Source organism: Kribbella monticola (genome assembly GCF_003261635.1).
In the GTDB taxonomy this organism is placed as follows: Bacteria; Actinomycetota; Actinomycetes; order Propionibacteriales; family Kribbellaceae; genus Kribbella; species Kribbella monticola.
In genome coordinates, this window is record NZ_QFXK01000092.1 from 15,800 (window position 1) to 39,130 (window position 23,331).

Here is a 23,331-nt window from a genome sequence, read left to right on the forward strand (position 1 = left end):
GTCAGCATGTCAGGATCAAGTGAGGAAGGCGGCTGGGCGTGACCGGATTGCGGAACTGGGCGGGGAACATCGAGTTCGGCGCGAAGACGCTGGACGTGCCGGAGTCGGTCCTGGAGTTGCAGGAACTGGTCGCGGCGAACGACAAGGTCCGGGTGCTCGGCAGCGGGCACTCCTTCAACCGGATCGCCGACAGCCCGGGGCGGCTGGTGTCGGTGGCCGACCTGCCGAAGGTGCTGCAGTTCGACGAAGACGTCGCCACGATCACCATCTCGCCCGGCCTGCGGTACGGCGAGGTGACAGCCGCCGTCCAGGCCCAGGGGTACGCGCTGCACAACCTCGGTTCGCTGCCGCACATCTCGGTCGCCGGGGCGTGCGCGACCGGGACGCATGGTTCCGGCGACACCAACAAGCCGCTGGCCGCGGCCGTCTCCGGGTTGGTCTTCGTCCGCGCCGACGGTGAACTCGCCGTGCTGAAACGGGACGACCCCGACTTCGCCGGCGCGGTCATCTCGCTCGGCGCCCTCGGGGTGATGGTCCGGATGACGCTCGACCTCGAACCGGCGTACGAGATCAGCCAGATGGTGTACGACGACCTGCCGGTCGAACGGCTGAGCACGGATCTCGACGAGGTGTTCGGTACGGCGTACTCGGTGAGCGCGTTCACCGACTGGGTCGACCCCGGCGTGATGGTGTGGCGGAAGTCGAAGGGGACCAGCTTCGAGCCCGAGTGGCTGGGGGCGCGGATCGCCGACGGGGCGCGGCACCCCATCAAGGGCATGCCCGCCGACTTCGCGACCGAGCAAGGCGGCGTCCGCGGTCCGTGGAACGAGCGGCTGCCGCACTTCCGGCTCGAGTTCACCCCGAGCAACGGCGAGGAGCTGCAGTCGGAGTACTTCGTACCGCGGGAGCGCGCCGCCGAGGCGTTCACCGAACTGCGGGCCCTGGGCAACCAGCTGGCAGGCCTGCTGCAGGTCTCCGAGATCCGCACGATCGCCGCGGACGAGCTCTGGCTGAGCCCGAGCCAGGGCCGGGACACGGTCGCGCTGCACTTCACCTGGATCCGCGACGAGGACGCCGTCCGCCCGGTGCTCGAGCAGCTGGAAGAGAAGCTGCTGCCACTGGGAGCCCGCCCGCACTGGGGCAAGGTGTTCACCGCCGACGCCGGCGTCCTGCGGGACTGCTACCCGAAGGTCCCCGACTTCACCGCGCTGGCGACGAAGTACGACCCGAACGGCAAGTTCCGCAACGAGTATCTGGAGAAGTACCTGCCGGTCACCTGATGATCCGCGGCGCGAAGGGGTTGTGGGCGACCACTTCGCCGCTGTACTCCGTCGGGATGGCCGGTTCGCCACGGCTGAGCTGGCTGGCGCTGCGCGGGAGCTCGTCGCGGACCTTCAGGTGGTGCGCCTGCGACTCGGCGGGCGTCGTCCGGCCGATGATCTTGCCGCCCTCGACCAGCGGTTTCAGCAGCTCCCGGTCGTCGCCGTCGTCGACCGGGGGCTGCCCGACGCCGATCAGCTCCAGCTCGGCGACACCGGCGTCGGACCGGCGGCGCAGCGCGTATTTGCGGCCGCCGATGGAGATCTTGTCCGGGCTCTTCTTCGCCACCGGGGTCAGCTCGCCGCTCGAGTCCTCGCGCGCGACCAGCTTGTAGACGAACCCACAGGTCGGGTAGCCACTGCCGGTCACCAGCGAGGTGCCGACGCCGTACCCGTCGACGGCAGCCGGTGCCAGCGCGGCGATCTGGAACTCGTCCAGGTCGCTGGTCACGATGATCCGGGTCTTGGTGGCGCCGAGCGCGTCGAGCTGCTCGCGGACCTGGCCGGCCAGCGACGGCAGGTCGCCGGAGTCGAGCCGGACCGCGCCCAGCTCGGGCCCGGTGATGTCGATTGCGGTCTTGACCGCCTCGGTCAGGTCGTAGGTGTCGATCAGCAGTGTCGTTCCCTTGCCGAGGGCATCGACCTGGGAGACGAAGGCGTCCCGCTCGGAGTCGTGTAGCAGGGTGAACGAGTGCGCCGCCGTACCGGCGCTCGGGATGCCGAACCGCCGGGCCGCCTCGAGGTTCGAGGTCGTGGCGAAGCCCGCGATGTACGCCGCCAGCGCGGCGGCGACCGCCGATTCCTCGTGGGTCCGGCGCGAGCCCATCTCGATACACGGCCGGCCGCCGGCCCACCAGGTCATCCGGGACGCGGCCGAGGCGACCGCGGAGTCGTGGTTCAGGATCGACAGGAACAGGGTCTCCAGCAGCACCGCTTCGGCGAAGCTGGACTCCACCACCAGGACGGGGGAGCCGGGGAAGAAGATCTCGCCGTCGGCGTACCCGCTGATGTCGCCGCTGAACCGGTACTGCGCCAGCCAGTCGCAGGTAGCCTGGTCGACGATGGCCCGGTCGTGCAGGAAAGCGATCGTCTGCTCGTCGAACCGGAACCGCTCCAGGGCGTCCAGCAGCCGGTTCACGCCGGCCACCACGCCGTACCGGCGGCCGTCCGGCAGGCGGCGCGCGAACAGCTCGAAGACCGAGCGGCGATGTGCCGTACCGTCGGCAAGGCTGGCCTGCAGCATGGTCAGCTCGTAATGGTCCGTCAGTAGCGCCGTGGACGCGTCCCGTGTGCTAGTCACAAGTGCAGCCTATTGCGAGCCGGGATCCGATGATGGAGAGAATGGGTAAGTGACCACCGCACCAAGCGAACTCGACAGCCCCGAAGTCGACGAGGCGATCGAGTTGAGCCCTCCGTGGGTGACCATCGTCTGGAACGACCCGGTCAACCTGATGGACTACGTCACGTTCGTGTTCCAGACCTACTTCGGCTACTCCAAGACCAAGGCGGAGAAGCTGATGATGCAGGTGCACGAGGAGGGCAAGTCGGTGGTCTCGAACGGCAACCGCGAGGCGATGGAGCGCGACGTCGAGGCCATGCACACCTACGGCCTGTGGGCCACCTGTGAGAAGTCGTGACGAGGTTCCGCAAGCGCAAGAAGACCGTGATCATCACCTTCGCGGAGCACGAGGCCGACATCCTGGCCAACCTGCTGCGCAACCTGGTCGAACTCCTGTACGACGGGATGCCGCCGCGCGCGACCGAGTCGAGCGACCCGCTGGCGGCCCTGCTCGACAACGACGGGCCGACCTCGCCGCCGGAGGACGTCGTACTGCAGCGACTGCTGCCGGACGCGTACTCCTCCGACGACAATGCCTCAGCTGAGTTCCGCCGGTTCACCGAGCGCGGCTTGCGCGACACGAAGGCCGGCGACGCGAAGCGCGTGCTCGCGGCACTGGAGTCGTCCACGGCCGACGAAGGCATCACCCTCGAAGGCGACGACCAGCTCTCCTGGCTCCGCGCCCTCAACGACCTCCGCCTGGCGATCGGCACCCGCCTGGACATCAAGGAAGACGACTACGCCGTCTGGGAGAAACTCCCCGAGGACGACCCCCGCCGCCTGACCTACGACCTGTACGACTGGCTCGGCTACCTCCAGTCGGCCCTGCTCCACAACATGCGCTGATCAGCAGGCCAGTAGCTCGATGTGCCAGGTGCCGGTGAACTTCGCGGTGAACTCGAGGCCGTTGATCATGCCGTTCGTGGTCCAGTAGGTTCCTACCGACGGGACTTCCAGCCACTTGATGACGGGCAGCCTGGTCAGCACAGCCCCTCCGTGGGTGTCGCATCCGCCGTTCGCGAGTTCGACGTACCGCACGAGCAGCAAGACCTCGGCGTGCTTGCGGGAACTCGCCGGGTATTTGCCGATCGATGCGGTCGCCGCCGCGAGCGACCGGGCCGCGGCGAGATCACCGTCGAAGCGGACCGCGGCGGCGTGTCCGTTGCGGATCTGCTGCAGGCCGACCTGGGTCGGCGTCTCGCCCGCTGACAGCGGTGGCTGGAACGGACCGACGATCTCGAACGAGCTGATGGCGTGCCGCCGCGACGACAGGTCGCTGTAGACGAGCACGACGGCCTGCTGGAGGCTCGGCGGGAGGCCGGCCGGGATCCGGCGAGCCACCGGCTTGAGGTCGGCGGCCCGGACCTTGGCCGCGGCGGCCGGCGTGATCGTGGTCCACGGCGGTCCGGCGCCGTTGATGGCGGCTGCCGCCTCCTGGAGCTGACGGTCGAGCTTCGCCGCGGCTGTCAGGAAGGGCGTGAGGGCCCGAAGCGCGCTCGCTCCTTCGCTCGGCGTGCTCGGCGTGGTGCTCGGCGTGGTGCTCGGCGTGGTGGTGTCAGGAGTTGGCGTCGACGGGGTGACCGTCGGCGGCGTCGTACTGGGTGAGACGGACGGTGCCGTACTCGTCGGTGACGCCGTGCCGCCCGGGTCGGCCGGTGCGGAATCGTGGTTCCGCAGGACCAGCAGGGCGGTGCCGCCGATGACGATCAGGATCGTGACGACGGCGGCGACGACGACTGCGAGGTGACGGCGTCCGCGTGGCGGCTCGTGCCGGCTACTCGACGAAGTGCTCATACTTTCACGGTGGATCCCGGATCAGGACCTTCTCAGGGCCCTAGGCCCCGAGGCGGGCCGCCGAACGTCCCGATCCACGGCTCGTCCGGGCGCATAGTCTGTGGTCCATGGAGAAGCGGATTCTTGGACGTACGGGGCGGCAGGTCGGCGTGGTCGGGCTGGGGGCCTGGCAGTTGGGGGCCGACTGGGGTGAGGTGGGGGAGGACGAGGCACTCGCCGTACTGCGGTCTGCCGTGGACGGTGGCGTCACCTTCATCGACACCGCGGACGTGTACGGCGACGGCCGGAGCGAGCGGGTCGTCGGGAAGCTGCTGAAGGAGCACCAAGGGCTCACGGTCGCGTCCAAGATGGGCCGCCGGGTCGAGCAGAAGCCCGAGAACTACACGCTGGACAACTTCCGCGCCTGGAACGACCGCTCCCGGGAGAACCTCGGCGTCGACACCATCGACCTGGTCCAGCTGCACTGCCCGCCGACCGAGGTGTACTCCACCGACGCGGTCTTCGACGCGCTCGACACCCTCGTGCAGGAGAAGCGCATCGCGGCGTACGGCGTGAGTGTGGAGACCTGCGCGGAGGCGCTCACCGCGATCGCCCGGCCGAACGTGGCCAGCGTGCAGATCATCCTCAACGCGTTCCGCCTGAAGCCGCTCGACGAGGTGCTGCCGGCCGCCGCCGATGCCGGTGTCGGCATCATCGCCCGGGTCCCGCTGGCCAGCGGTCTGCTGTCCGGCAAGTACGACGAGAACACCACCTTCGGCGCCGACGACCACCGCAACTACAACCTCAAGGGCGAGGCGTTCGACGTCGGCGAGACCTTCTCGGGCGTCGATTTCGAGACCGGCCTCGAAGCGGTACGCCGGCTCCGCCCGCTGGTGCCCGAGGGTGCGACGATGGCCCAGTTCGCGCTGCGCTGGATCATCGACCAGCCGGGCGTCTCGGTCGTCATCCCCGGCGCCCGCAATCCCGAGCAGGTGGCCGGCAACGTCGGTGCGGCCGAACTCGCCCCGCTCACCGGCGACCAGCTGACCGCAGTACGGGCCGTGTACGACGAGTTGATCCGGCCGCAGGTGCACGACCGCTGGTAATTGTCCACATTCTGGACCGACTTCGGCGTTGGCGGGGTCGGTCCAGCGGCCGCCGTACCGTTGAGGCGTGCTCATCATCGACACCGCGACGTACGACGCGATAGTGGCTCATGCTCGCCGGGACCACCCGGACGAGGCGTGTGGCGTGGTCGCCGGGCCGGCGGGCAGCGATCGGCCGGCCCGGTTCATCCCGATGCTGAACGCGGCGATGTCACCGACGTTCTACGAGTTCGACTCCGGCGATCTGTTCCGCCTGTACAAGGAGATGGACTCCCGGGACGAGGAGCCGGTGGTGATCTACCACTCGCACACGGCCACCGAGGCCTACCCTTCGCGCACCGACATCAACCTGGCGCAGGAGCCGAACGCGCACTACGTCCTGGTCTCGACCAGACACGGTGCGGACCAGCCGTCGTACGACGGCCCGGTCGAATTCCGGTCCTACCGGATCGTCGACGGCGAAGTGACCGAGGAAGAGATCCAGGTCGTGGCGGACTACAACACAGGAGATATCTGAGATGGCGATCGAGTTGCGCGTACCGACGATCCTGCGCACCTACACCGGTGGTGAGAAGGCGGTCAGCGGTGACGGCAGCACGCTGGCCGAGTTCATCGACAACGTGAACGGCGCGCACCCGGGACTGAAGGAGCGCATCGTCGAGGGTGAGCCGGAGGAGCTGCGCCGGTTCGTCAACGTGTACGTCAACGACGAGGACGTGCGCTTCACCGGTGGGCTGAAGACCGAGGTCAAGGACGGCGACGTCGTCGTCGTGCTACCGGCTGTCGCCGGCGGCTGAGCATGCGCTTCGACAGCCTGCTCGACTCGGTCGGTGGTACGCCGCTGGTCGGGCTGCCCAAGCTGTCCCCGTCGGCCGACGTCCGGTTGTGGGCCAAGCTGGAGGACCACAACCCGACCGGCTCGATCAAGGACCGGGCCGCGCTGCGGATGCTGCTGGACGCCGAGAAGGACGGCCGGCTCCGGCCTGGCAACACGATCCTCGAGCCGACCTCGGGCAACACCGGGATCTCGTTGGCGATGGCGGCCAAGCTGCGCGGTTACCGGATGGTCTGCGTGATGCCGGAGAACACCTCGCAGGAGCGCCGGCAGATCCTGCGGATGTGGGGCGTCGAGATCATCTCCTCGCCGGCCGCCGGTGGGTCGAACGAGGCGGTCCGGGTGGCCAAGCAGGTCGCCGAGGAACACCCGGACTGGGTGATGCTGTACCAGTACGGCAATCCCTCGAACGCGGCCGCGCACTACGACGGGACCGCCCGCGAGATCCTCACCGACCTGCCGTCGGTGACGCACTTCGTGGCCGGCCTCGGCACCACCGGCACGTTGATGGGCGCCGGCCGGTTCTTCCGTGAGCACAAGCCCGAGGTCCGGATCGTCGCCGCCGAACCGCGGTACGGCGAGCTCGTCTACGGCCTGCGCAACCTCGACGAGGGCTTCGTCCCCGAGCTGTACGACGCTTCGCTCATCGACGCGCGATTCTCGGTGGGCCCTCGCGACGCCGTACGCCGGGTGCGCGAGCTGCTCGACAACGAGGGCATCTTCGCCGGCATCTCGACCGGGGCGATCCTGCACGCCGCCCTCGGTCAGGCGGCCAAGTGCGTCCGGGACGGACAGACCGCGGACATCGCGTTCGTCGTCGCCGACGGCGGCTGGAAGTACCTGTCCACCGGCGCCTATGAAGGCACCATCGACGAGGCCGAGGACCGCCTCGAGGGCCAGCTCTGGGCCTGATCCCGCAGCTCTGGGCCTGAGCCGCAACTTCCGGCCTGCTCAGGCGACCGCGCGCCGGAGGTGTTCGGCGGTGCGGGAATCCGGGTGGTCCAGCAGGCCGGCCGGGGTGCCTTCGAAGAGGAGGCGGCCGCCGGCGTGGCCCGCGCCCGGACCGAGGTCGAGGATCCAGTCGGCGCCGGCGATCACGTCCAGGTTGTGCTCGATTGCGATCACCGTGCTGCCGTCCTCGACCAGCCGGTCGATGATGCCGAGGAGCTGCGCGACGTCGGCCATGTGCAGCCCGGTCGTCGGCTCGTCCATCACGTAGACCTTTGCCGAGGTGCGCAGTTCGGTCGCCAGCTTCACCCGCTGGCATTCGCCGCCGGACAAGGTGTTCAGCGGCTGGCCCAGCTTCAGGTACCCGAGGCCGACGTCGTTCAGTGCGGCAAGCACCCGCTCCACGGTCTCGCTCGGGAACACGCCAGGTGCCTCGCCGACGGTCAGCTCCAACGCATCGGTGATGGTCCGGCCGTCGAGCTTGTAGCCGAGCACCTCGGGGGTGTAGCGCTTGCCGCCGCACACCTCGCACAGCGACTTCAGATCGTCCATGAACGCGAGCTCGGTGTAGACGAAGCCGAGCCCGCGGCAGTTCGGGCAGGCACCCTCGGAGTTGGAGCTGAACAGCGCGGCACTGACGCCGTTCGCCTCGGCGAAGAGCCGCCGAAGCTCGTCCATGATCCCCGTGTACGTCGCCGGCGTGGACCTGCGGTTGCCGGACAGCTGGCTCTGGTCGATGGCCACCGCGCCGGGATGCTGGCGGGGCAATTCGTCGTTCACCAAGCTGCTCTTGCCCGACCCGGCCACGCCGGTCACCACCGTGAGCACGCCGGTCGGGATGTCCACGGTGAGATTCCGCAGGTTGTGTGCGCTTGCCCCGGTGATCGTCAGCGCGCCGGTTGGCTGCCGCGGCGTACGGTTCAGCTTCGTCGGCTCGCCGAGGCATCGGCCGGTCGCGGTGTTCGCAGTACGCAATCCCGCGACCTTGCCCTGGTAGACGATCTCGCCGCCCGACGGACCGGCGCCGGGGCCGACGTCCACGACGTGGTCGGCGATCTCGATGACGTCGCGGTCGTGCTCGACGACCAGGACCGTGTTGCCCTTGTCGCGCAGCTTGCGTAGCAGCGCCGCGAACCGCTCGACGTCGGCGGGATGCAGACCCGCGGTCGGCTCGTCGAAGATGTACAGCATGTCGCCGAGGCTGCTGCCCAGGTGCCGGACCATCTTGATCCGCTGCGACTCGCCGCCGGACAGCGTGGTGGTCTGCCGATCGAGGCTGAGATAGCCGAGCCCGATCGTCACCAGGTTACCGAGCCGGTCGCGCAGGCTCGCGGCCACCGGGCTGTCGATCGGCGCGATCGCCTCGAGCAGTTCGTCGGCGTCCAGGGCGGCGAACTCGGCGATATTGCGGCCGTCGATCCGGCAACTGAGCGCCTCCGCGTTCAGCCGGCCGCCGTGACAAGTCGGACAGATGCCGGAGCTGACCAGCCGCTCGAACACGGCCCGGTTCGTCGCCGACATCTTGGTGACGTCCTTGCGCAGGAACAACCGGTGGAACCGGTCGATGACACCCTCGAAGTCGCTCGGGGTAGCGGGCAGCGGATCGTCCGCCCGGGCGCCGCGGCGCAACGTCTCCCACTCGCGCGCGGAGTACTTGCCGAGCGGTTTGCCGGTGTCGAAGAGCCCGGACTCGGCGTAGTACTTCCAGTACCAGCGGCCGACGGCGAAGCTCGGGTGCCGGAACGCGCCTTCGTCGAGGGACCGGTCGCGGTCGAGGAAGACGTCCTCGTCGAGGGTCGCGCTCACGCCGGTGCCCTGGCAGGTCAGGCACATCCCGGCCGGATCGTTGAAGGAGAACCGGTTCGAGTAGCCGACGTACGGCTCGCCGTGCCGGGAGAAGAGCAGCCGGAGCAGCGGGTGGATGTCGGTGACCGTGCCCACCGTGGAGCGGGCGTTGCCACCGAGGCGGCGCTGGGCCACCACGATCGCCGGCGAGAGGTTCTCGATCGCGTCGGCATCGGGTTCGCCGTACTGCGGCAGGCGGTTGCGGATGAACGTCGTGAAGGTCTCGTTCAGCTGGCGTTGCGCCTCGGCGGCGATCGTGTCGAAGACGAGCGAGGACTTGCCGGAGCCGGACACCCCGGTGACCACGATCAGCTGCTGCTTCGGCAGCTCGACCGAGACGTCGCGGAGGTTGTTCTCCCTGGCCCGCACGATCCGGATCACGCTCATGACCGCCAACGTACCCAGGGGCGCCGACAGAATTCGGCGCTTGGAGCGGCGCCTTGCGGCGCGCCGGAGCGGGCGCCGGGCGGGGCGCCTGCCGGAGTGCTACCCGATCAGGTCGATTGTTTGAACAGCAGCTTTCGTCCTAGCCGGGGGTGAGTCCCGCGGCCCTTGCAGCTGTTGCAGGGGCGTTGGGCGTAGGTGAAGATGGTGCCTTTGTGCCGTCCGGCCCCGTTGCAGCGTCCGCACTTGGCGTTCGGGTGCAGCGAGAGCGAGATGACGTAGACGGCAAAGACGGCGATCGCGAGCAGCAACAGCATCCCGGTCGGCCCGAGGGCCGAGCCGATGTCTGCCGCCGTACTGCCCGAGGTCGTTTCCGCGGCCTGGCCGGCGGCGTGCCCTGCGGCCGCGGCGTTGGTGCTCGGTTGCGGATTCGGTGCGGCGGTGGAACTCATGGCCACCGCGAACTGGACTGCCAAATTCATGGCATCGCAAGGGGCGGTTGGAAACACATCCGTTAAGAGTGGCCTGGGTCACGTCACAATGCAATTCCTGGGAGTAAAGATGTGGATAACTCCGGCGTGTCGTTTCCCTTCTCAGGTTAGCCTCACCAACTCGATTGCCCGCTGCCGGACCTGTCGGCGGTCCCGGCTAGGGTTCGAACTGTGGCAGACGCACCGATCGGCATCTTCGACTCCGGCTTCGGCGGGCTGACCGTGGCGCGCGCGGTGCTGGACCAGTTGCCGCACGAGCCGATCCTCTACCTGGGCGACACGGCCCGCCAGCCCTACGGTCCGAAGCCGATCGCCGAGGTCCGGGAGTACGCACTGGAGTGCCTGGACCACCTGGTCGAGGGCGGCGTGAAGATGCTCGTGATCGCCTGCAACTCGGCCAGCGCCGCGATGCTCCGCGACGCCCGCGAGCGCTACGACGTACCGGTGGTGGAGGTGATCCTGCCGGCGGCCCGGCGCGCGGTCGCTGCCACCCGCAACAATCACGTCGGCGTGATCTGCACCCATGCCACGGCGTCCTCGCTGGCTTATGAGGATGCGTTCGCCGCCGCGCCGCAGGTGGATTTGCTCACCCAGGCGTGCCCGAGTTTCGTGGACTTCGTCGAGGCCGGCGTGACGTCGGGTCCGGAGCTGCTCGCGGCGGCCCATGAGTATCTCGATCCGCTGGTCGAGGCCGGCGTCGACACGCTCATCCTCGGTTGCACGCACTATCCGTTGCTGACCGGCGTCATCTCCTACGTGATGGGCGACGAGGTCAGCCTGGTGAGCAGCGCCGAGGAGTGCGCGAAGGACGTGTACGGCGTGCTCACGAAGAGCGGGCTGTTACGGGACGGCACGTTGCCCGCCCCGCAGCACCGGTTCGTGACCACCGGCAATCCGGCCGAGTTCGCGGCGATCGGCTCGCGGTTCCTCGGTCCGGTGCTGTCCGGGGTCGACCAGTTCGCCTGGGTTCGGTAGACACGCGGAGGTGGGTGTGATGCAGCTCGCAGTAGAGGCTGCCGTTCTGTTGTCCTCGGCACCGGTACCGGGGCGGCAGGGCCCGGAATCGACGCCAGGTAACCGGTTCAGCTGATCGGCGACGCCGTGATGTCGTCGCGCGAAGCGGTCAACCCGCCGGTAATGTTCAAGATATGAAGCTCACTGTGCTCGGCTGCTCCGGGTCCGTCCCCGGACCGGACTCGCCTGCCTCGAGCTATCTCATCAGCGCGGACGGATTCCAGCTGGTGCTCGACCTGGGCAGCGGCGCATTGGGAGCACTGCAACGGCATCTGAGCGTGCCCGAGATCGGCGCGATCGGCCTGTCCCACCTGCATCCCGACCACTGCATGGATCTGTGCGGCCTGTACGTCTCGGCGAAGTACTCGCCTGACTCGCCGTTCCCCCGCATCCCGGTCTTCGGCCCGCCCGGCACGGCCGCCCGGATGGCGCTTGCCTACGACCTTCCCGAGGATCCGGGGATGGAGGAGGAGCTGGATTTCCACGTCTGGCAGGAGATCCAGCAGATCGGGCCGTTCACCGTCCGCACGATCCCGGCGGTCCATCCCGTACCGGCGTACTCGATCAGGGTTGAGCACGGCAACAAAGCCCTCGTCTTCACCGGCGACACCGGACCGAACGACGCACTGATCGAGCTCGCCCGCGGCGCCGACCTGCTGCTGTCCGAGGCCGCGCTGAAAGACGACGATCCGAACAACCCGGTCGATCTGCACCTCACGCCTGCCGATGCCGGCGAGCATGCCAAGCGCGCGGGAGTGAAGCGGCTCGTCATCACCCACGTGCCACCTTGGTTCGACCGCTCGGTCCAGGCGGAAGGTGCCCGCCGCACCTTCCCGGGTGAGGTCCTGATCGCCACACCCAACGCCGTCTTCGAGATCTGATGTACGTCGAGCTGTCGGACGGCGTACGCCTGCGCACGATGACCACCGGTACGCCGTCCGCCGCACCGCCCGTCGTCCTTCTGCATGGCGGTCCTGGCCTGTGGGACTACCTGGAGCCGATCGCGAAGTTGATCGACGACCGGACCGTGGTGCATCGCTTCGACCAGCGGGGCTGCGGTGGTTCCGGCCCGTCGGACGATCAGTCGATGCGACGGCTGCAGGACGACATCGAGGAACTGCGGCTGCACTGGGGTCACGAGAAGATCGTTGTCATCGGCCACTCGTTCGGCGCCACGCTGGCGCTGACCTACGCGGCGTCGTACCCGGACAGCATCCTTCGGGTCGGCTACCTCGGCGGCGCCGGGACGGGGGACTGGCTGGCTCAGGCCGAGGCAGAGCAACTGCGCCGAATGACGGCCGCACAGGCTGCGCGACTCGACCAACTAGTCGGCAGGAAGCGAACGCAGGAAGAGGAAACGGAGTTCCGCGCGCTGTCCTGGTTCACCGATCACGCCGATCGCGAGCGCGCCTGGGGATGGGCCCTGGAGGACGCGGCCGTGCCGTATCCGATCAACTTCGCGGCCAATCGAGCGATCAACGCCGAGGCCAACGCCTGGTCGAACGAAGACCGCGCTCGTACTGCGGCTGCCGTCAAGGCGCCGGTGTGGTTCGTGCACGGCGACGGCGACCCACGCCCGGCAAGCGCAGTACGGCAACTGGCGCGACATGTCGCGCAGCACGAGTTCCGATTGATCGAAGGCGCCGGCCACTCCCTCTACCGCGAGCGACCGGACGCCGTACGAGCAATCCTCACCGAACTGATCAGCTAAGGCCGGGACTGGTCGGCTAGGGCCGGGACTGGCCGCGGTCGAAGTACTCGATCAGGGCTGGGTCCAGGGCCGGGATGTCGATCGGGACGCCGTTGGAGCGTAGCGACGTGGTGGCGGCGTGGCCGGCGGCAACGGCTGCGCGGGCCGCGATCGGTGAGGTGATGGTGGTGCCGCCGTCGCGGACGAAGTTGACGAATTCCGCCACCAGGCGAGGATCCGCGCCCGCGTGCCCGCCGTCCGCGCTCGGGATGTCGACCACGATGTCGGCGTCCTCGCGGTAACCGGACCGGCGGCTGTTCCACACCTTCACCACACCGCCGGGGCCGTCACCGAAGTTCTCCAGCCGCCCGGCCGTGCCGATCACCGTGTAGTTGCGCCAGTAGTCCGGGGTGAAGTGGCACTGCTGGTAGGTGAGGAAAACGCCGTTGTCCAGTTGGAGATTCGCCATCGACAGGTCCTCGACATCCAGCACCGGTGCGAGGCCCTTCTGCTCCAACGGCGGCCAGTTGTCCTCGGAGACGAAGTCGGCGAACCGCTGCCCGGAGCGATCCTGGCGATCCGCGATCCCGCCGTACAGGACCAGGCCGCCGAGTGCGTTCGCCCGGGTCGTGTAGCCATCGGCGAGCCAGTGCATCACATCGATGTCGTGGGCACCCTTCTGCAGCAGCAGGCTGGTGGTCCGGCGCCGATCGGCGTGCCAGTCCTTGAAGTAGAAGTCGCCGCCGTGCCCGACGAAGTGCCGGCACCAGATCGTCTTCACCTCGCCGATCGCACCCGACCGGATCAGCTCCCGCATCGTCTGTACTACGGGCATGTGGCGCATGTTGTGCCCGACGTACAGGCGCGAGCCGCTGTCGTACGCCGCCTGCAGCACGCGGTCGCAGCCGGCCGTCGTGATCGCCAACGGCTTCTCGACGAACACGGCGACGCCGGCCTGCAGGAAGTCGATCGCGGGATCCTCGTGGAGGTCGTCCGGCGTGGTCAGGAAGACGCCGTCGAGGTTGAGGTCGAGCAGTTCCTTGTGGTCGCCGTACGCCTTCGCCTCGGGGTAGTTGTCGAGGGCGGCCTGCTGCTGGGCGCCGACCGGGTCGCAGACGGCGACGATCGCCGAGCCCTCGCCGGGCCGATGCGCATGCCGAGCGATCCCGCTGCGGGCACCGAGTCCCACCACGCCGAACCGAAGATCAGTCATAATCAGGCAACTCCTGCACGTAGATGTTTGTTTAAGCCTATGTCTGGACACTTCCGCTCTTCAACACCCGGCTCATCAGGTGGCGTCAACCAACCGGCCATCTGACCGGCACGCAGCCCTCGCTCCGGTGCCTCACCATGGCGGAACGTGAGCCTCCACTTCGTGGCACTGGGCGACTCGACGACCGTGGGCGTCGGCGACCCGATGAACGGCAGTACGACCGACCTGTCCGGTGCCGGCGCGCGCCCGGGAGAGGGGTGGCGGGGCTGGGCCTCGCTGCTCGCCGACTCCTTGGGCAGCTCCCACCGTGTGACGTTCGCCAACTTCGCCACCAGCGGTGCCACCGCGCCCATGGTCGCCGCCGACCAGCTCCCGTCGACCGGCTCGGGGCCGATCGACCTCGCCTCGCTGATCGTCGGAGTCAACGACACGCTGCGCTCGACCTTCGACGCGGTTGAGATCCGAAACTGCCTGCAGTACTGCGGGGAGCAGCTGACGGCGCGCGGTGCGCTGCTGCTGACCGTCCGATTCCACGACCACGGTCAGGTGTTCGGCCTTCCGTCGTGGTTGCGGCGACCGCTCTGGCAGCGGATCGAGCAGGTGAACGCGGCGTACGACGAGTTGTACGCCCGCTTCGGCGGGGTCCGGATCGACATGGCCGATCACCCCGAGGTGTACCAGCGGGACTTCTGGAGCGTCGACCGCCTGCACCCCGGTGAGCTCGGTCACCGGCGACTGGCCCGCGCCTTCGCCGACGAGTTGCACCGCCACGGCGTACCGATCGCCACCCCACCGGCCCTCAGCTGCGCCGGCCAGACCCCCTCCAAGTGGGCCGACGCCCTCTGGATGCTCCGCGAAGGCGCCCCCTGGCTGGCCCGCCGAGCCCACGACCTGACCCCCTGGGCCGCCCGCATGGCCCTGACCAACCTTCGTCCCACCGCCATCACCCCGAAGCCCGACCACCTTCAGGCCTAGCACCCCCACCTTCCTTCCGTTGGCTGCCGATGCGGAGGTAAGGCGCGTTCAGGCTTAGGGTTTCGCAACCCACCGCCTTCCTTCCCTTGGCTGCCGATGCGGAGGTGTGGGGTGTTCAGGCTTAGGGTTTCGGGCATGGCTCGTATTGATGGACGTACACCTGATCAGCTCCGGCCGGTGACGCTGACCCGGAAGTGGCTCGACCATGCCGAGGGGTCGGTGCTGGTCGAGTTCGGCAAGACCCGGGTGCTGTGTGCGGCCAGCGTCACCGAGGGTGTGCCCCGCTGGCGCAAGGGGTCCGGCCTGGGCTGGGTGAGCGCGGAGTACGCGATGCTGCCGCGGTCGACCAACACCCGCTCGGACCGCGAGTCGGTCAAGGGCCGGATCGGCGGCCGCACGCACGAGATCTCCCGGCTGATCGGCCGCTCCCTGCGCGCCGTGATCGACTACAAGGCGCTCGGCGAGAACACGATCCTGCTCGACTGCGACGTCCTGCAGGCCGACGGCGGCACCCGGACGGCGGCGATCACCGGCGCGTACGTCGCGCTCGCGGACGCCGTGTCGTTCCTGCGCGACCGCAAGGCGCTGAAGGGCGAACCGCTGACCGGCTCGGTCTCCGCGGTGTCCGTCGGGATCATCGACGGCGCCCCGATGCTCGACCTCTGCTACGAGGAGGACGTCCGCGCCGAGACCGACATGAACCTGGTGCTGACCGGCGACGGGAAGTTCATCGAGGTGCAGGGTACGGCGGAAGGCGCGCCGTTCGACCGCGCGGAGCTGGACGCCCTGCTCGAGCTCGGCTCGGCCGGGTGCGCCGAGCTCACCAAGCTGCAGCAGGAGGCCCTCGCGTGAGCAAGGTGCTGCTGGCATCGAACAACCAGAAGAAGCTCGAGGAGTTGCGCCGCATCCTCACCCCGATCGTGGCCGGCATCGAGGTCCTCGGGCTCGCCGACGTCACGCCGTACGAGGAACCCGCCGAGACCGAGCCGACGTTCGAGGGCAACGCTCTGCTCAAGGCGCACGCCGCCCTCGCCGCGACCGGGCTGCCGTCGATCGCCGACGACAGCGGGATCTGCGTCGACGCGCTGAACGGGATGCCCGGCGTACTGTCGGCTCGCTGGTCGGGGCCGGCGAAGGACAACCACGCGAACAATCTGCTGCTCCTCGGGCAGCTGGAAGACGTTCCGGACGAGCGCCGCGGTGCGTCCTTCGTCGCGGCCATTGCGTTCTGCCGGCCGGATGCCGAGGACGAGATCGTTCGCGGTGAGATGCGCGGCTCGGTGATCCGCGAGCTGCGCGGTACGGGCGGCTTCGGGTACGACGTGCTGTTCCAGGCCGAGGGCTACGACCGCACCACGGCCGAGCTGTCGATCGAGGAGAAGGACGCCATCAGCCACCGGGGCAAGGCGCTGCGGGCGCTCGCCCCGATCGTCGCCAAAGCACTGGGAGCCTGAGATGTTGTTCGCCGGATCCGATCGTGACGGAGTCGCCGAGGGACGCATCACCTCGGCGTACCGGCGTTGGGCCGAGCCGCGGGTGGTGGCCGGCCGCATCTACCGGACCAACGCGGGCCGGATCGAGATCGACAGTGTCAGTCAGATCAACCCCGACCTGCTCGCCGACAACGACCCCGACGTGATCGCCGCCGACCGCGGCAACGCCAAGGACGTCCGCCGCCGGCTCCGCGGCAACGAGGACTGGCCGACCTTCCTGATCCGCTTCCACCTCGTCGAAGGCCCCGACCCGCGCGAAGAACTCGCCGCCTCAGCCGACCTCACACCGGCCGACGTCGAGGACCTCCGCGCCCGGCTGGCCAAACTCGACGAACTCAGCCGCCACGGCGCCTGGACGACCGCCACCCTCCGCCAGATCCAGGCCAAACCCCACACCCGCGCCGGGGACCTCGCAGCTGAGGTCGGCCGAGACACAGCAGGCTTCAAACTCGACGTCCGCAAACTCAAGAACCTGGGCCTGACCTACAGCCTCGAAGTCGGCTACGAACTGAGCCCACGCGGTACGGCGTACCTCGACGCGCTCTAGGAGATTCCCCCACGCAGATCCTGCCGGGGAAATCTCCCCGCAGTACGAGAAGGTGCCAGAGGAGGGACTCGAACCCTCACACCCAAAGGGCACCGGCACCTAAAGCCGGCGTGTCTGCCATTCCACCACTCTGGCTCGGAAGACCTGCTCCCCAAGACATCTTAGGGAGCAGGTCTGCGAGATCGCTCAGCGACTCTGCAGCGCGTTGATGAACACGCCTTTCAGGTCGCCCGGGTTGCGGGCGACGTAGCTGAGACCGCCGGTCGCCGCGGCCAGCTGTCCGAGCTCGTTGCCGTCCACGTCGGGACCCATGCCGAGCGCGATGATCCGGACCGGGCGGGCCGGGTCGCGCAGGCTTTCGAGCTGACGGACGGTCTGGGCCAGGGTCAGCCCGTTCGGGTCGTCGTTCTTGCCGTCGGTGAAGATCATGACGGCGTTGACGGCACTGGAGTCGAAGTTCTCCTTCACGGCGCGGACCGCGGCGATCGCCGTCTCGTACAGTCCGGTGCCACCGTTGGGAATCGCCTTCTGCTGCTGCAGGGTGGCGACGATCGTATTCCGTTGCGCCTTGTTCAGCTTCCGGATCGGAACCAGTTGCCGATAGGCGGCATGGGACGGGCCGATGTTGGTCGAGAACGTCCACAGCCCGAGCGCGGCGTTGTCCGGGAACAGCTTGAGGCCCTCTTGGGCGGCAGCGATGGTGAGCTGCATCCGGGTCTTGTCGCCGACCTTCTCGTTCATCGAGCCGGACACGTCGATCACGGCCAGCGAGTGCGCCGTCAGCGACAGCCGGGTCCAGTCCAGCAGTGCCTTGTCGACCGCGCTGGCCGTCGGCTTGGTGAGCTGGGTGATGTCGCCGACACCCCGGCCGCCGGTGAGCGGGCTCAGCAGCCCGTCACGGAAGCCGGCTTCGTCGCGGGCCTGGTCGGCCGCATCCGTCAGCATCTCCGCGGCGAGCGACTTGGCCGCCTCGGTGATGACCTGGTTGTTGTCGGCCTTGCTGGTCACCGCGATCGGGTAGTCGAACACGAGCGTCCCGGTCTGCGGTACGACGGCCTTCAGTTCGGCGTCCGGGTGCTCGTCCTGGTACTTGACGAACGCCTGCTCCGAAGCCGGTACGACGACCTGGCTGTTCTCCGCGGCAGCCCGGCCGAACACACCGTCCACGTCGGTGAACGGCTTGGCCATCGAGCCCAACTGCTGGGCGAGCGGGACCATCACCGAGGACACCAGGCTGTCGGTGGCCGAGGTCTTGGACCGTTCGGAACCGACCGCCAGCAAGGCGAGCAGGCCGGCCGACTCAGTGCCCGGGTCGAGCAGGGCCGGCTTGGTGGTCCCGAAGGCGCCCAGCCAGGACGAGATGTTGGCGAAGTTCTCGTTCCGTCCGACCAGGACCAGAGGTGAGGTGGCGATGGACGGGACCACGACGGTCGGGATGGAGTCGCCGTCGTCGGCCTGGGGGATCCATGCGGACGAGTCCGGTACCCACAGGTCTGGCGTGCTGTCACCCTTGTTGGCGATGGTCCGCGCATCGACCGAAGACTTGACCGGGCTGATCGTGAACTGCAGACAGGGCGCGTCCTTGTCCTTCTTGGCGGCCAGCGACTTGGCCGCTGCCTCCAGTTGGGGCTGGATCTCGGGCGTGGTGTGCAACTGGATCTGGGTCGGGTCGTCGCACGACCCACCGCCCAGGAACCCGTCGGCACCCGATTCCGATCCGAAGGAGCGGACCACAAACACGGCGCCCAAAGACAGCACCAGTAGGCCGACGGCGGTCAGATAAACCGGACGACGGTTGTTGTTACTTTTCGTCACCGCAGAGGAGTGTTTTCCCATCGCGGCAGGTCCCTCCCTCCCAGAGGCAGACTGCGGGCGCAGATTACCCGGTTTGCACTGGTCAGGGCGAAGTTCACGGACCGGTTTCACGGCATGGACGCAGGGTTGCAACTGAACGCCGGATGGGGATGCAGTACTGGTCGTCCCTGCGAAGGCCGAAAAGCTCACGGAGGGTAGCCTTGCCGCTCCGATCAGGTGAGATCGGAGTGTGATCCAAATCACAGTAATCGGTTCGCTCAAACGACCGTTCCATGGACCAGGCCCATGAAACGGTCGAGGGTTTCCCTTCGTCTGCTGTCCTGACAAACAGGATCTGTACTACGGACGCGGCCGCTCGGGAAAAGGTTGGCTTTTCGCCAACGGGTGCTCAGAGCCCGAGATCGCGGCGGAGTTTGGCGACGTGCCCGGTGGCCTTCACGTTGTACTGCGCGACCGCGATCTTGCCGTCCGGGTCGACCACGAAGGTCGACCGGATCACGCCGGTCACCTTCTTGCCGTACATGGTCTTCTCGCCGAAGGCGCCGTACGCCGTCAGCACCGTCTTGTCCGGGTCGCTCAGCAGCGGGAAGGTGACGCCGTCGCGCTCACGGAACTTGGCCAGCTTCGCGGGCTTGTCCGGGGAGATCCCGAGCACGGTGTAGCCGTGCGCCGCGAGGGAGTCGAGCGAGTCGCGGAAGTCGCAGGCCTGCTTGGTGCAGCCGGGCGTCATCGCGGCCGGGTAGAAGTAGACGATCACGTTCTTGCCGCGCAGGCCGGCCAGCGAGACGTCGTTGCCGTCGGCGTCGGGGAGGGTGAAGTCGGGTGCGGTGTCGCCGACGGTCAGACGCTCGGACATCGGGTTCCCCCATCGCTCGCGGTTGATTGTCCGACATTCTGCCGTACGCCGGTCCGCCGCCGGCAGGCGGTCTCAACGGCCCCACCAGCCGCTCCTGTCACAACCCGGCTCTCCATCGCGAGGGGTGACCGCGGTCGGCGGTGCAACTTGCGCGAAGCGTTCCGTGCGCTGTGGAGTGGGCCGTATGCGGGCAATGACGGTGGTACCGGGCAAGGCAAACAGTGCTTCGCTGGGCGAGGTCCCCGAACCACCGATCAGCGACGGCTCGGTCCTGGTCGAGGGCGTCCTGGCCGGGATCTGCGGCACCGACCACGAGATGGTCGCCGGCGAGTTCGGTACCGGCCGGCCCGGTGCTGATCGGCTGGTGATCGGCCACGAGTCCCTCGGCCGGGTACTTCAGGCGCCGCCGGGTGCGGGCGTCAGCGCCGGCGATCTGGTCACGGGGATCGTCCGCCGCCCCGATCCGGTGCCGTGCCCGGCCTGTGCTCGCGGCGAGTGGGACTTCTGCCGCAACGGCCGCTACACCGAACGCGGCATCAAGGAGATGGACGGGTACGGCGCCGAACGCTGGCGCATCGACCCGTACTACGTGGTGCCGGTGCCCGCGGAGCTGGGCGCGCTCGGCGTACTGGTGGAGCCCGCCAGCATCCTCACCAAAGCGTGGGACCAGATCGATCAGGTCGGCGCCCGGTCCTGGTTTCGGCCCGAGCATGTACTCGTCACCGGAGCCGGACCGATCGGCCTACTGGCTGCGCTGATCGCTGTGCAGCGCGGCCACACCGTCCACGTTCTCGACCTGGCTACCGATGGGCCCAAGCCGCAGTTGGTGCGCGATCTCGGCGGGCAGTACCTGACCGAGCTGGCGGAGCTGGACGTCACTCCCGATGTGGTGATCGAGGCGACCGGCGCCGGGCAACTGGTGGTGGACTGCGCCAAGCTGCTGCCACCGGCCGGAGTCATGTGCCTCACGGGTATCTCGCCCCGGCCTTCGTCGATCGACGTACCGATGGATGCGCTGATCCGGCAACTGGTGATCCGGAACGCGATCCTGGTCGGATCGGTGAACGCGGCCAAACGGCACTATGCCGACGCCGTGGAGGTGCTGCGAGCGGCCGATCCGGCCTGGCTCGGACGCCTGATCACCCGGACCGTTCCGCTGTCGGACTGGCCGGCCGCGCTGGTCCGCGAACGCGACGACATCAAGGTGGTCGTGGATCTGCAGGCCTGACCTGCAAGGATGTGAACACCACGGCCTTCCCGGGCCATCCCGGTGAAGGCCCGCAAGGCCGCAACAGTCGAAGGGAGCGTCGGACAGGTGTCGGACACGAAGGCTCGGACCGCCGAGCAGATCGAGGCGGACATCGCCGCCACCCGCGCGCGTCTCGCCTCGACCGTCGACGAGTTGGTCGACCGGGCGCACCCGAAGAACGTCGCCAAACGGCAGGTCGAGCAGGCCAAGGCGCAGGTCTTCGACGAGCGCGGTCAGCTGCGCACCCAGAAGCTGGTCGCGGTCGGCGGCGCGGCCGTCGGAGTGATCGCCGTCCTGCTGCTGATCCGCCGGCTGGTGGGTCGCCGGTGACTCCTCGCAAGCGGGTCGACGACGACAAACTGCCGATCCGGATGCTGCACGACCGGGTCCTGGTCGCGCTCGAGACCGAGGGCGAACGCAAGTCCTCGGCCGGCATCCTGATCCCGGCCACCGCGCAGATGGGCCGCCGGCTCGCCTGGGCGAAGGTGGTCGCCGTCGGCGCCAACGTCCGGACCGTCGAGGTCGGCGACCGGGTGCTGTTCGACCCCGAGGACCGCGCCGAGGTCGAGGTCCGCGGCGACGACTACGTCCTGCTCCGCGAGCGCGACCTGCACGCGGTCGCGGCCGGCCGCCTCGAGGACGGCCAAACCGGCCTCTACCTGTAGACGGCCGAACCGGCCGCTACCTGTAGCCACTCCCGGCCCAGAAGCCGCTCAGACGTTCAGAGCTTCTACCTGCTCCCCGTTAGTTGACGTCTCGAGTCACACCGACGATTAGGTTGATGCGTCAACTGATGGTTGTACGATGGCGTCATGGGGGACGACGAGGTGCGCTGGCTGAAGCCGGACGAGTTGCAGGCGTGGATGACGCTGGCTGGGCTGATGTTCAAGCTGCCCGCCGCACTGGACGTCCAGTTGCAACGCGACTCGGGTCTGACCCACTTCGAGTACCTCGTCCTGGCCGGCCTCTCGGAGTCGCCCGAGCGGTCCCGTCCGATGAGCGACCTGGCCGGCTTCGCGAACGGCTCGCTGTCGCGGCTCTCGCACGTGGTGAAGCGACTCGAGCAGCGCGGCTTCGTGCGCCGCTGCCCGTCGCCCGCTGACGGCCGGATCACGGTCGCGACCCTGACCGATGCCGGCTACGAGGAGCTGGTCGCGGCCGCACCCGGCCACGTCGCGACGGTCCGTCAGTACGTCATCGACGCGCTGACCCCCGAGCAGCTCAGCCAGTTGAAGACCATCGGCGATCAGATCTTGCAGAAGGTGGACCCCGGCCGCGCCTGCTGAACAAGCAGGGGAGAATGCCGGAGTGACCTTCGCACCCACTTCCAGTCGTCTGCCCGACTTCCCTTGGGACAAGCTCGCCCCTTACAAGCAGAAGGCGGCCGCGCACCCCGACGGCATCGTCGACCTGTCGATCGGCAGCCCGGTCGACCCGGTGCCCGACCTGGTGAAGCAGGCACTGGCGGCAGCAGCCGACGCACCGGCGTACCCGACGACGCTCGGTACTACGTCCGCGCGGCAGGCCGCTGTCGACTGGATGGCCCGCCGCCTGGGAGTGCCCGGAGTGGACCCGCAGACCGCAGTACTGCCGGTGATCGGGACGAAGGAACTGATCATGCTGCTGCCGACACTGCTCGGCATCGGCTCCGGCGACACCGTGCTCATCCCGGACCTCGCCTACCCGACGTACGAAGCGGGCGCTGCGCTGGCCCGGGCTACGAGCGTGCCGGTCGCCGACCCGACGACGTACGACGGTCCGGTGCGAGTCGCGTACCTCAACTCGCCGCGGAACCCGTCGGGTGAGATCACCTCGGCAGCAGACCTCCGTACTGCGGTCGAGTGGGCCCGTGCGAACAACGTGCTGCTGGTGAGCGACGAGTGCTACATCGAGCTCGGCTGGGACGCGCAGCCGGTGTCGGTGCTGCACCCCGAGGTCTGCGGCGGCTCGTTCGACAACCTGCTCGCGGTGCACTCGCTGTCGAAGCGGTCGAACCTGGCCGGGTACCGCGCGGGCTTCGTCGCCGGTGATGAAGCCGTCGTCGGCGAGTTGCTCGCGGTTCGCAAGCACGCGGGGCTGATGGTGCCCGCGCCGATCCAGGCAGCGATGGCGGCGGCACTGGCCGACGACGCTCACGTCGACGAGCAGCGCGCCCGGTACCTCCGCCGCCGGACTGTACTGCGGCAGGCGCTGACCGACGCGGGCTGGACGATCACCCTGTCCCAGGGCGGCCTCTACTTGTGGGCCGAGCACCCGGCGTACGACTCGTACGAGTCCGTCGCCGCGTTGGCGGACCGCGGCATCCTCGTCGCGCCAGGTGCCTTCTACGGGACGGCAGGGGAGCGCCACATCCGAGTGGCGCTGACGGCGACCGACGAGCGGGTCGACGCAGCGGTCAAGAGACTGCAGGAATAGGCGAACCTTTGGCAGGAGTGTGAC

26 protein-coding genes and 1 tRNA gene are annotated in these 23,331 nt (G+C 68.5%); 19 read left to right on the forward strand and 8 right to left on the reverse strand.

Translation table 11 applies throughout. From position 1 onward, the window contains the following. Nucleotides 1-38: 38 nt before the first annotated feature. On the forward strand, nucleotides 39-1,280 hold the full coding sequence (locus DIZ26_RS36350; protein WP_112249122.1) for a D-arabinono-1,4-lactone oxidase: 1,242 nt from the start codon (nucleotides 39-41) through the stop codon (nucleotides 1,278-1,280). On the opposite strand, the gene DIZ26_RS36355 is transcribed toward DIZ26_RS36350, so the two are convergent. After that, a complete protein-coding gene (locus DIZ26_RS36355; RefSeq protein WP_112249123.1) occupies nucleotides 1,273-2,619 on the reverse strand; it encodes a nicotinate phosphoribosyltransferase in 1,347 nt (448 codons plus the stop codon). The two genes, DIZ26_RS36350 and DIZ26_RS36355, sit on opposite strands and share 8 nt — an antisense overlap. Before the next feature lie 49 nt (nucleotides 2,620-2,668). Here DIZ26_RS36355 and clpS point away from each other — a divergent pair, with 49 nt between their 5' ends. Then, complete coding sequence (gene clpS / locus DIZ26_RS36360) at nucleotides 2,669-2,956, forward strand: ATP-dependent Clp protease adapter ClpS (RefSeq protein WP_112249124.1); 288 nt, start codon at nucleotides 2,669-2,671, stop codon at nucleotides 2,954-2,956. Then, nucleotides 2,953-3,504, forward strand: a complete 552-nt coding sequence (locus DIZ26_RS36365) for a DUF2017 domain-containing protein (RefSeq protein ID WP_112249125.1) — start codon at nucleotides 2,953-2,955, stop codon at nucleotides 3,502-3,504. The genes clpS and DIZ26_RS36365 overlap by 4 nt, the downstream gene beginning before the upstream one ends. Here DIZ26_RS36365 and DIZ26_RS36370 read toward each other — a convergent pair whose 3' ends face one another. Further along, nucleotides 3,505-4,452, reverse strand: coding sequence for a hypothetical protein (locus tag DIZ26_RS36370; protein WP_112249126.1), 948 nt, complete (start codon nucleotides 4,450-4,452; stop codon nucleotides 3,505-3,507). A gap of 107 nt (nucleotides 4,453-4,559) precedes the next feature. On the opposite strand from DIZ26_RS36370, the gene DIZ26_RS36375 reads away from it, so the two are divergent. The 4 genes from DIZ26_RS36375 to DIZ26_RS36390 all read left to right on the forward strand — a co-directional run bounded on the left by DIZ26_RS36375 (nucleotide 4,560) and on the right by DIZ26_RS36390 (nucleotide 7,284). Then, nucleotides 4,560-5,537 carry an aldo/keto reductase gene (locus DIZ26_RS36375; RefSeq protein ID WP_112249127.1) on the forward strand — a complete coding sequence of 326 codons (978 nt, stop codon included), beginning with the start codon at nucleotides 4,560-4,562 and terminating at the stop codon, nucleotides 5,535-5,537. 67 nt (nucleotides 5,538-5,604) lie between these two features. After that, the gene (locus tag DIZ26_RS36380) at nucleotides 5,605-6,054 is read left to right on the forward strand and encodes a Mov34/MPN/PAD-1 family protein (RefSeq protein ID WP_112249128.1); all 450 of its coding nucleotides are present in this window, start codon (nucleotides 5,605-5,607) and stop codon (nucleotides 6,052-6,054) included. A 1-nt stretch (nucleotide 6,055) separates the two neighbouring features. Further along, nucleotides 6,056-6,334 (forward strand): MoaD/ThiS family protein, encoded by a 279-nt coding sequence (locus DIZ26_RS36385; protein ID WP_112249129.1) that lies wholly within the window; start codon nucleotides 6,056-6,058, stop codon nucleotides 6,332-6,334. A 2-nt stretch (nucleotides 6,335-6,336) separates the two neighbouring features. Next, complete coding sequence (locus DIZ26_RS36390; RefSeq protein ID WP_112249130.1) at nucleotides 6,337-7,284, forward strand: cysteine synthase; 948 nt, start codon at nucleotides 6,337-6,339, stop codon at nucleotides 7,282-7,284. A gap of 39 nt (nucleotides 7,285-7,323) precedes the next feature. Here DIZ26_RS36390 and DIZ26_RS36395 read toward each other — a convergent pair whose 3' ends face one another. Further along, nucleotides 7,324-9,552, reverse strand: coding sequence for an ATP-binding cassette domain-containing protein (locus DIZ26_RS36395; protein ID WP_112249131.1), 2,229 nt, complete (start codon nucleotides 9,550-9,552; stop codon nucleotides 7,324-7,326). A gap of 107 nt (nucleotides 9,553-9,659) precedes the next feature. Beyond that, on the reverse strand, nucleotides 9,660-10,001 hold the full coding sequence (locus DIZ26_RS36400; protein WP_232828929.1) for a hypothetical protein: 342 nt from the start codon (nucleotides 9,999-10,001) through the stop codon (nucleotides 9,660-9,662). A 210-nt stretch (nucleotides 10,002-10,211) separates the two neighbouring features. Between DIZ26_RS36400 and murI the strand changes: the two genes are divergently transcribed. The 3 genes from murI (at nucleotide 10,212) to DIZ26_RS36415 (ending at nucleotide 12,765) form a co-directional block, all read left to right on the forward strand. Further along, entirely contained in the window at nucleotides 10,212-11,015 is an 804-nt protein-coding gene (gene murI / locus DIZ26_RS36405; protein ID WP_112249133.1) for a glutamate racemase, read from the forward strand. A 173-nt stretch (nucleotides 11,016-11,188) separates the two neighbouring features. After that, complete coding sequence (locus DIZ26_RS36410; RefSeq protein ID WP_112249134.1) at nucleotides 11,189-11,935, forward strand: MBL fold metallo-hydrolase; 747 nt, start codon at nucleotides 11,189-11,191, stop codon at nucleotides 11,933-11,935. Beyond that, nucleotides 11,935-12,765 carry an alpha/beta fold hydrolase gene (locus tag DIZ26_RS36415; protein ID WP_112249135.1) on the forward strand — a complete coding sequence of 277 codons (831 nt, stop codon included), beginning with the start codon at nucleotides 11,935-11,937 and terminating at the stop codon, nucleotides 12,763-12,765. Before DIZ26_RS36410 ends, DIZ26_RS36415 begins: the two co-directional genes overlap by 1 nt. A gap of 16 nt (nucleotides 12,766-12,781) precedes the next feature. On the opposite strand, the gene DIZ26_RS36420 is transcribed toward DIZ26_RS36415, so the two are convergent. Continuing rightward, complete coding sequence (locus tag DIZ26_RS36420) at nucleotides 12,782-13,957, reverse strand: Gfo/Idh/MocA family protein (RefSeq protein WP_112249136.1); 1,176 nt, start codon at nucleotides 13,955-13,957, stop codon at nucleotides 12,782-12,784. Nucleotides 13,958-14,104: 147 nt separating this feature from the next. Here DIZ26_RS36420 and DIZ26_RS36425 point away from each other — a divergent pair, with 147 nt between their 5' ends. The 4 genes from DIZ26_RS36425 (at nucleotide 14,105) to DIZ26_RS36440 (ending at nucleotide 16,972) form a co-directional block, all read left to right on the forward strand. Next, nucleotides 14,105-14,932 carry an SGNH/GDSL hydrolase family protein gene (locus DIZ26_RS36425; protein WP_232828931.1) on the forward strand — a complete coding sequence of 276 codons (828 nt, stop codon included), beginning with the start codon at nucleotides 14,105-14,107 and terminating at the stop codon, nucleotides 14,930-14,932. A 135-nt stretch (nucleotides 14,933-15,067) separates the two neighbouring features. After that, on the forward strand, nucleotides 15,068-15,784 hold the full coding sequence (rph, locus tag DIZ26_RS36430; protein WP_112249137.1) for a ribonuclease PH: 717 nt from the start codon (nucleotides 15,068-15,070) through the stop codon (nucleotides 15,782-15,784). Then, nucleotides 15,781-16,386, forward strand: coding sequence for an RdgB/HAM1 family non-canonical purine NTP pyrophosphatase (gene rdgB, locus DIZ26_RS36435; protein WP_112249138.1), 606 nt, complete (start codon nucleotides 15,781-15,783; stop codon nucleotides 16,384-16,386). Before rph ends, rdgB begins: the two co-directional genes overlap by 4 nt. 1 nt (nucleotide 16,387) lies before the next feature. Next, nucleotides 16,388-16,972 carry a hypothetical protein gene (locus tag DIZ26_RS36440; protein WP_112249139.1) on the forward strand — a complete coding sequence of 195 codons (585 nt, stop codon included), beginning with the start codon at nucleotides 16,388-16,390 and terminating at the stop codon, nucleotides 16,970-16,972. Between the two features lie 53 nt (nucleotides 16,973-17,025). Here DIZ26_RS36440 and DIZ26_RS36445 read toward each other — a convergent pair. The 3 genes from DIZ26_RS36445 to bcp form a co-directional block, all read right to left on the reverse strand. Next, a tRNA-Leu gene (locus DIZ26_RS36445) sits at nucleotides 17,026-17,107 on the reverse strand. A 51-nt stretch (nucleotides 17,108-17,158) separates the two neighbouring features. Beyond that, a complete protein-coding gene (locus tag DIZ26_RS36450) occupies nucleotides 17,159-18,787 on the reverse strand; it encodes a substrate-binding domain-containing protein (protein ID WP_232828933.1) in 1,629 nt (542 codons plus the stop codon). A gap of 388 nt (nucleotides 18,788-19,175) precedes the next feature. Next, nucleotides 19,176-19,643: a thioredoxin-dependent thiol peroxidase gene (gene bcp / locus DIZ26_RS36455; protein WP_112249141.1), complete on the reverse strand. Its 468-nt coding sequence runs from the start codon at nucleotides 19,641-19,643 to the stop codon at nucleotides 19,176-19,178. A 193-nt stretch (nucleotides 19,644-19,836) separates the two neighbouring features. Between bcp and DIZ26_RS36460 the strand changes: the two genes are divergently transcribed. The 5 genes from DIZ26_RS36460 to dapC all read left to right on the forward strand — a co-directional run bounded on the left by DIZ26_RS36460 (nucleotide 19,837) and on the right by dapC (nucleotide 23,307). Continuing rightward, entirely contained in the window at nucleotides 19,837-20,871 is a 1,035-nt protein-coding gene (locus tag DIZ26_RS36460) for a glucose 1-dehydrogenase (RefSeq protein WP_232828935.1), read from the forward strand. A gap of 87 nt (nucleotides 20,872-20,958) precedes the next feature. After that, nucleotides 20,959-21,222 carry a DUF3618 domain-containing protein gene (locus DIZ26_RS36465; protein ID WP_112249272.1) on the forward strand — a complete coding sequence of 88 codons (264 nt, stop codon included), beginning with the start codon at nucleotides 20,959-20,961 and terminating at the stop codon, nucleotides 21,220-21,222. Beyond that, nucleotides 21,219-21,557, forward strand: a complete 339-nt coding sequence (locus tag DIZ26_RS36470; RefSeq protein ID WP_255513653.1) for a GroES family chaperonin — start codon at nucleotides 21,219-21,221, stop codon at nucleotides 21,555-21,557. The genes DIZ26_RS36465 and DIZ26_RS36470 overlap by 4 nt, the downstream gene beginning before the upstream one ends. A gap of 147 nt (nucleotides 21,558-21,704) precedes the next feature. Continuing rightward, the gene (locus tag DIZ26_RS36475) at nucleotides 21,705-22,178 is read left to right on the forward strand and encodes a MarR family winged helix-turn-helix transcriptional regulator (RefSeq protein ID WP_112249143.1); all 474 of its coding nucleotides are present in this window, start codon (nucleotides 21,705-21,707) and stop codon (nucleotides 22,176-22,178) included. A 22-nt stretch (nucleotides 22,179-22,200) separates the two neighbouring features. Beyond that, nucleotides 22,201-23,307 (forward strand): succinyldiaminopimelate transaminase, encoded by a 1,107-nt coding sequence (dapC, locus tag DIZ26_RS36480; RefSeq protein WP_112249144.1) that lies wholly within the window; start codon nucleotides 22,201-22,203, stop codon nucleotides 23,305-23,307. The last annotated feature ends 24 nt before the right edge of the window (nucleotides 23,308-23,331 follow it).

Bases quoted from the DNA above. Each gene is read 5' to 3' on its own strand.
- DIZ26_RS36400 (WP_232828929.1), bottom strand. From the start codon at position 10,001: ATGAGTTCCACCGCCGCACCGAATCCGCAACCGAGCACCAACGCCGCG.
- bcp (WP_112249141.1), bottom strand. From the start codon at position 19,643: ATGTCCGAGCGTCTGACCGTCGGCGACACCGCACCCGACTTCACCCTC.
- DIZ26_RS36410 (WP_112249134.1), top strand. From the start codon at position 11,189: ATGAAGCTCACTGTGCTCGGCTGCTCCGGGTCCGTCCCCGGACCGGAC.
- DIZ26_RS36460 (WP_232828935.1), top strand. From the start codon at position 19,837: ATGACGGTGGTACCGGGCAAGGCAAACAGTGCTTCGCTGGGCGAGGTC.
- DIZ26_RS36375 (WP_112249127.1), top strand. From the start codon at position 4,560: ATGGAGAAGCGGATTCTTGGACGTACGGGGCGGCAGGTCGGCGTGGTC.
- DIZ26_RS36390 (WP_112249130.1), top strand. From the start codon at position 6,337: ATGCGCTTCGACAGCCTGCTCGACTCGGTCGGTGGTACGCCGCTGGTC.
- DIZ26_RS36395 (WP_112249131.1), bottom strand. From the start codon at position 9,552: ATGAGCGTGATCCGGATCGTGCGGGCCAGGGAGAACAACCTCCGCGAC.
- DIZ26_RS36475 (WP_112249143.1), top strand. From the start codon at position 21,705: ATGGGGGACGACGAGGTGCGCTGGCTGAAGCCGGACGAGTTGCAGGCG.
- rph (WP_112249137.1), top strand. From the start codon at position 15,068: ATGGCTCGTATTGATGGACGTACACCTGATCAGCTCCGGCCGGTGACG.
- DIZ26_RS36420 (WP_112249136.1), bottom strand. From the start codon at position 13,957: ATGACTGATCTTCGGTTCGGCGTGGTGGGACTCGGTGCCCGCAGCGGG.
- DIZ26_RS36440 (WP_112249139.1), top strand. From the start codon at position 16,388: ATGTTGTTCGCCGGATCCGATCGTGACGGAGTCGCCGAGGGACGCATC.
- DIZ26_RS36385 (WP_112249129.1), top strand. From the start codon at position 6,056: ATGGCGATCGAGTTGCGCGTACCGACGATCCTGCGCACCTACACCGGT.
- DIZ26_RS36370 (WP_112249126.1), bottom strand. From the start codon at position 4,452: ATGAGCACTTCGTCGAGTAGCCGGCACGAGCCGCCACGCGGACGCCGT.
- DIZ26_RS36415 (WP_112249135.1), top strand. From the start codon at position 11,935: ATGTACGTCGAGCTGTCGGACGGCGTACGCCTGCGCACGATGACCACC.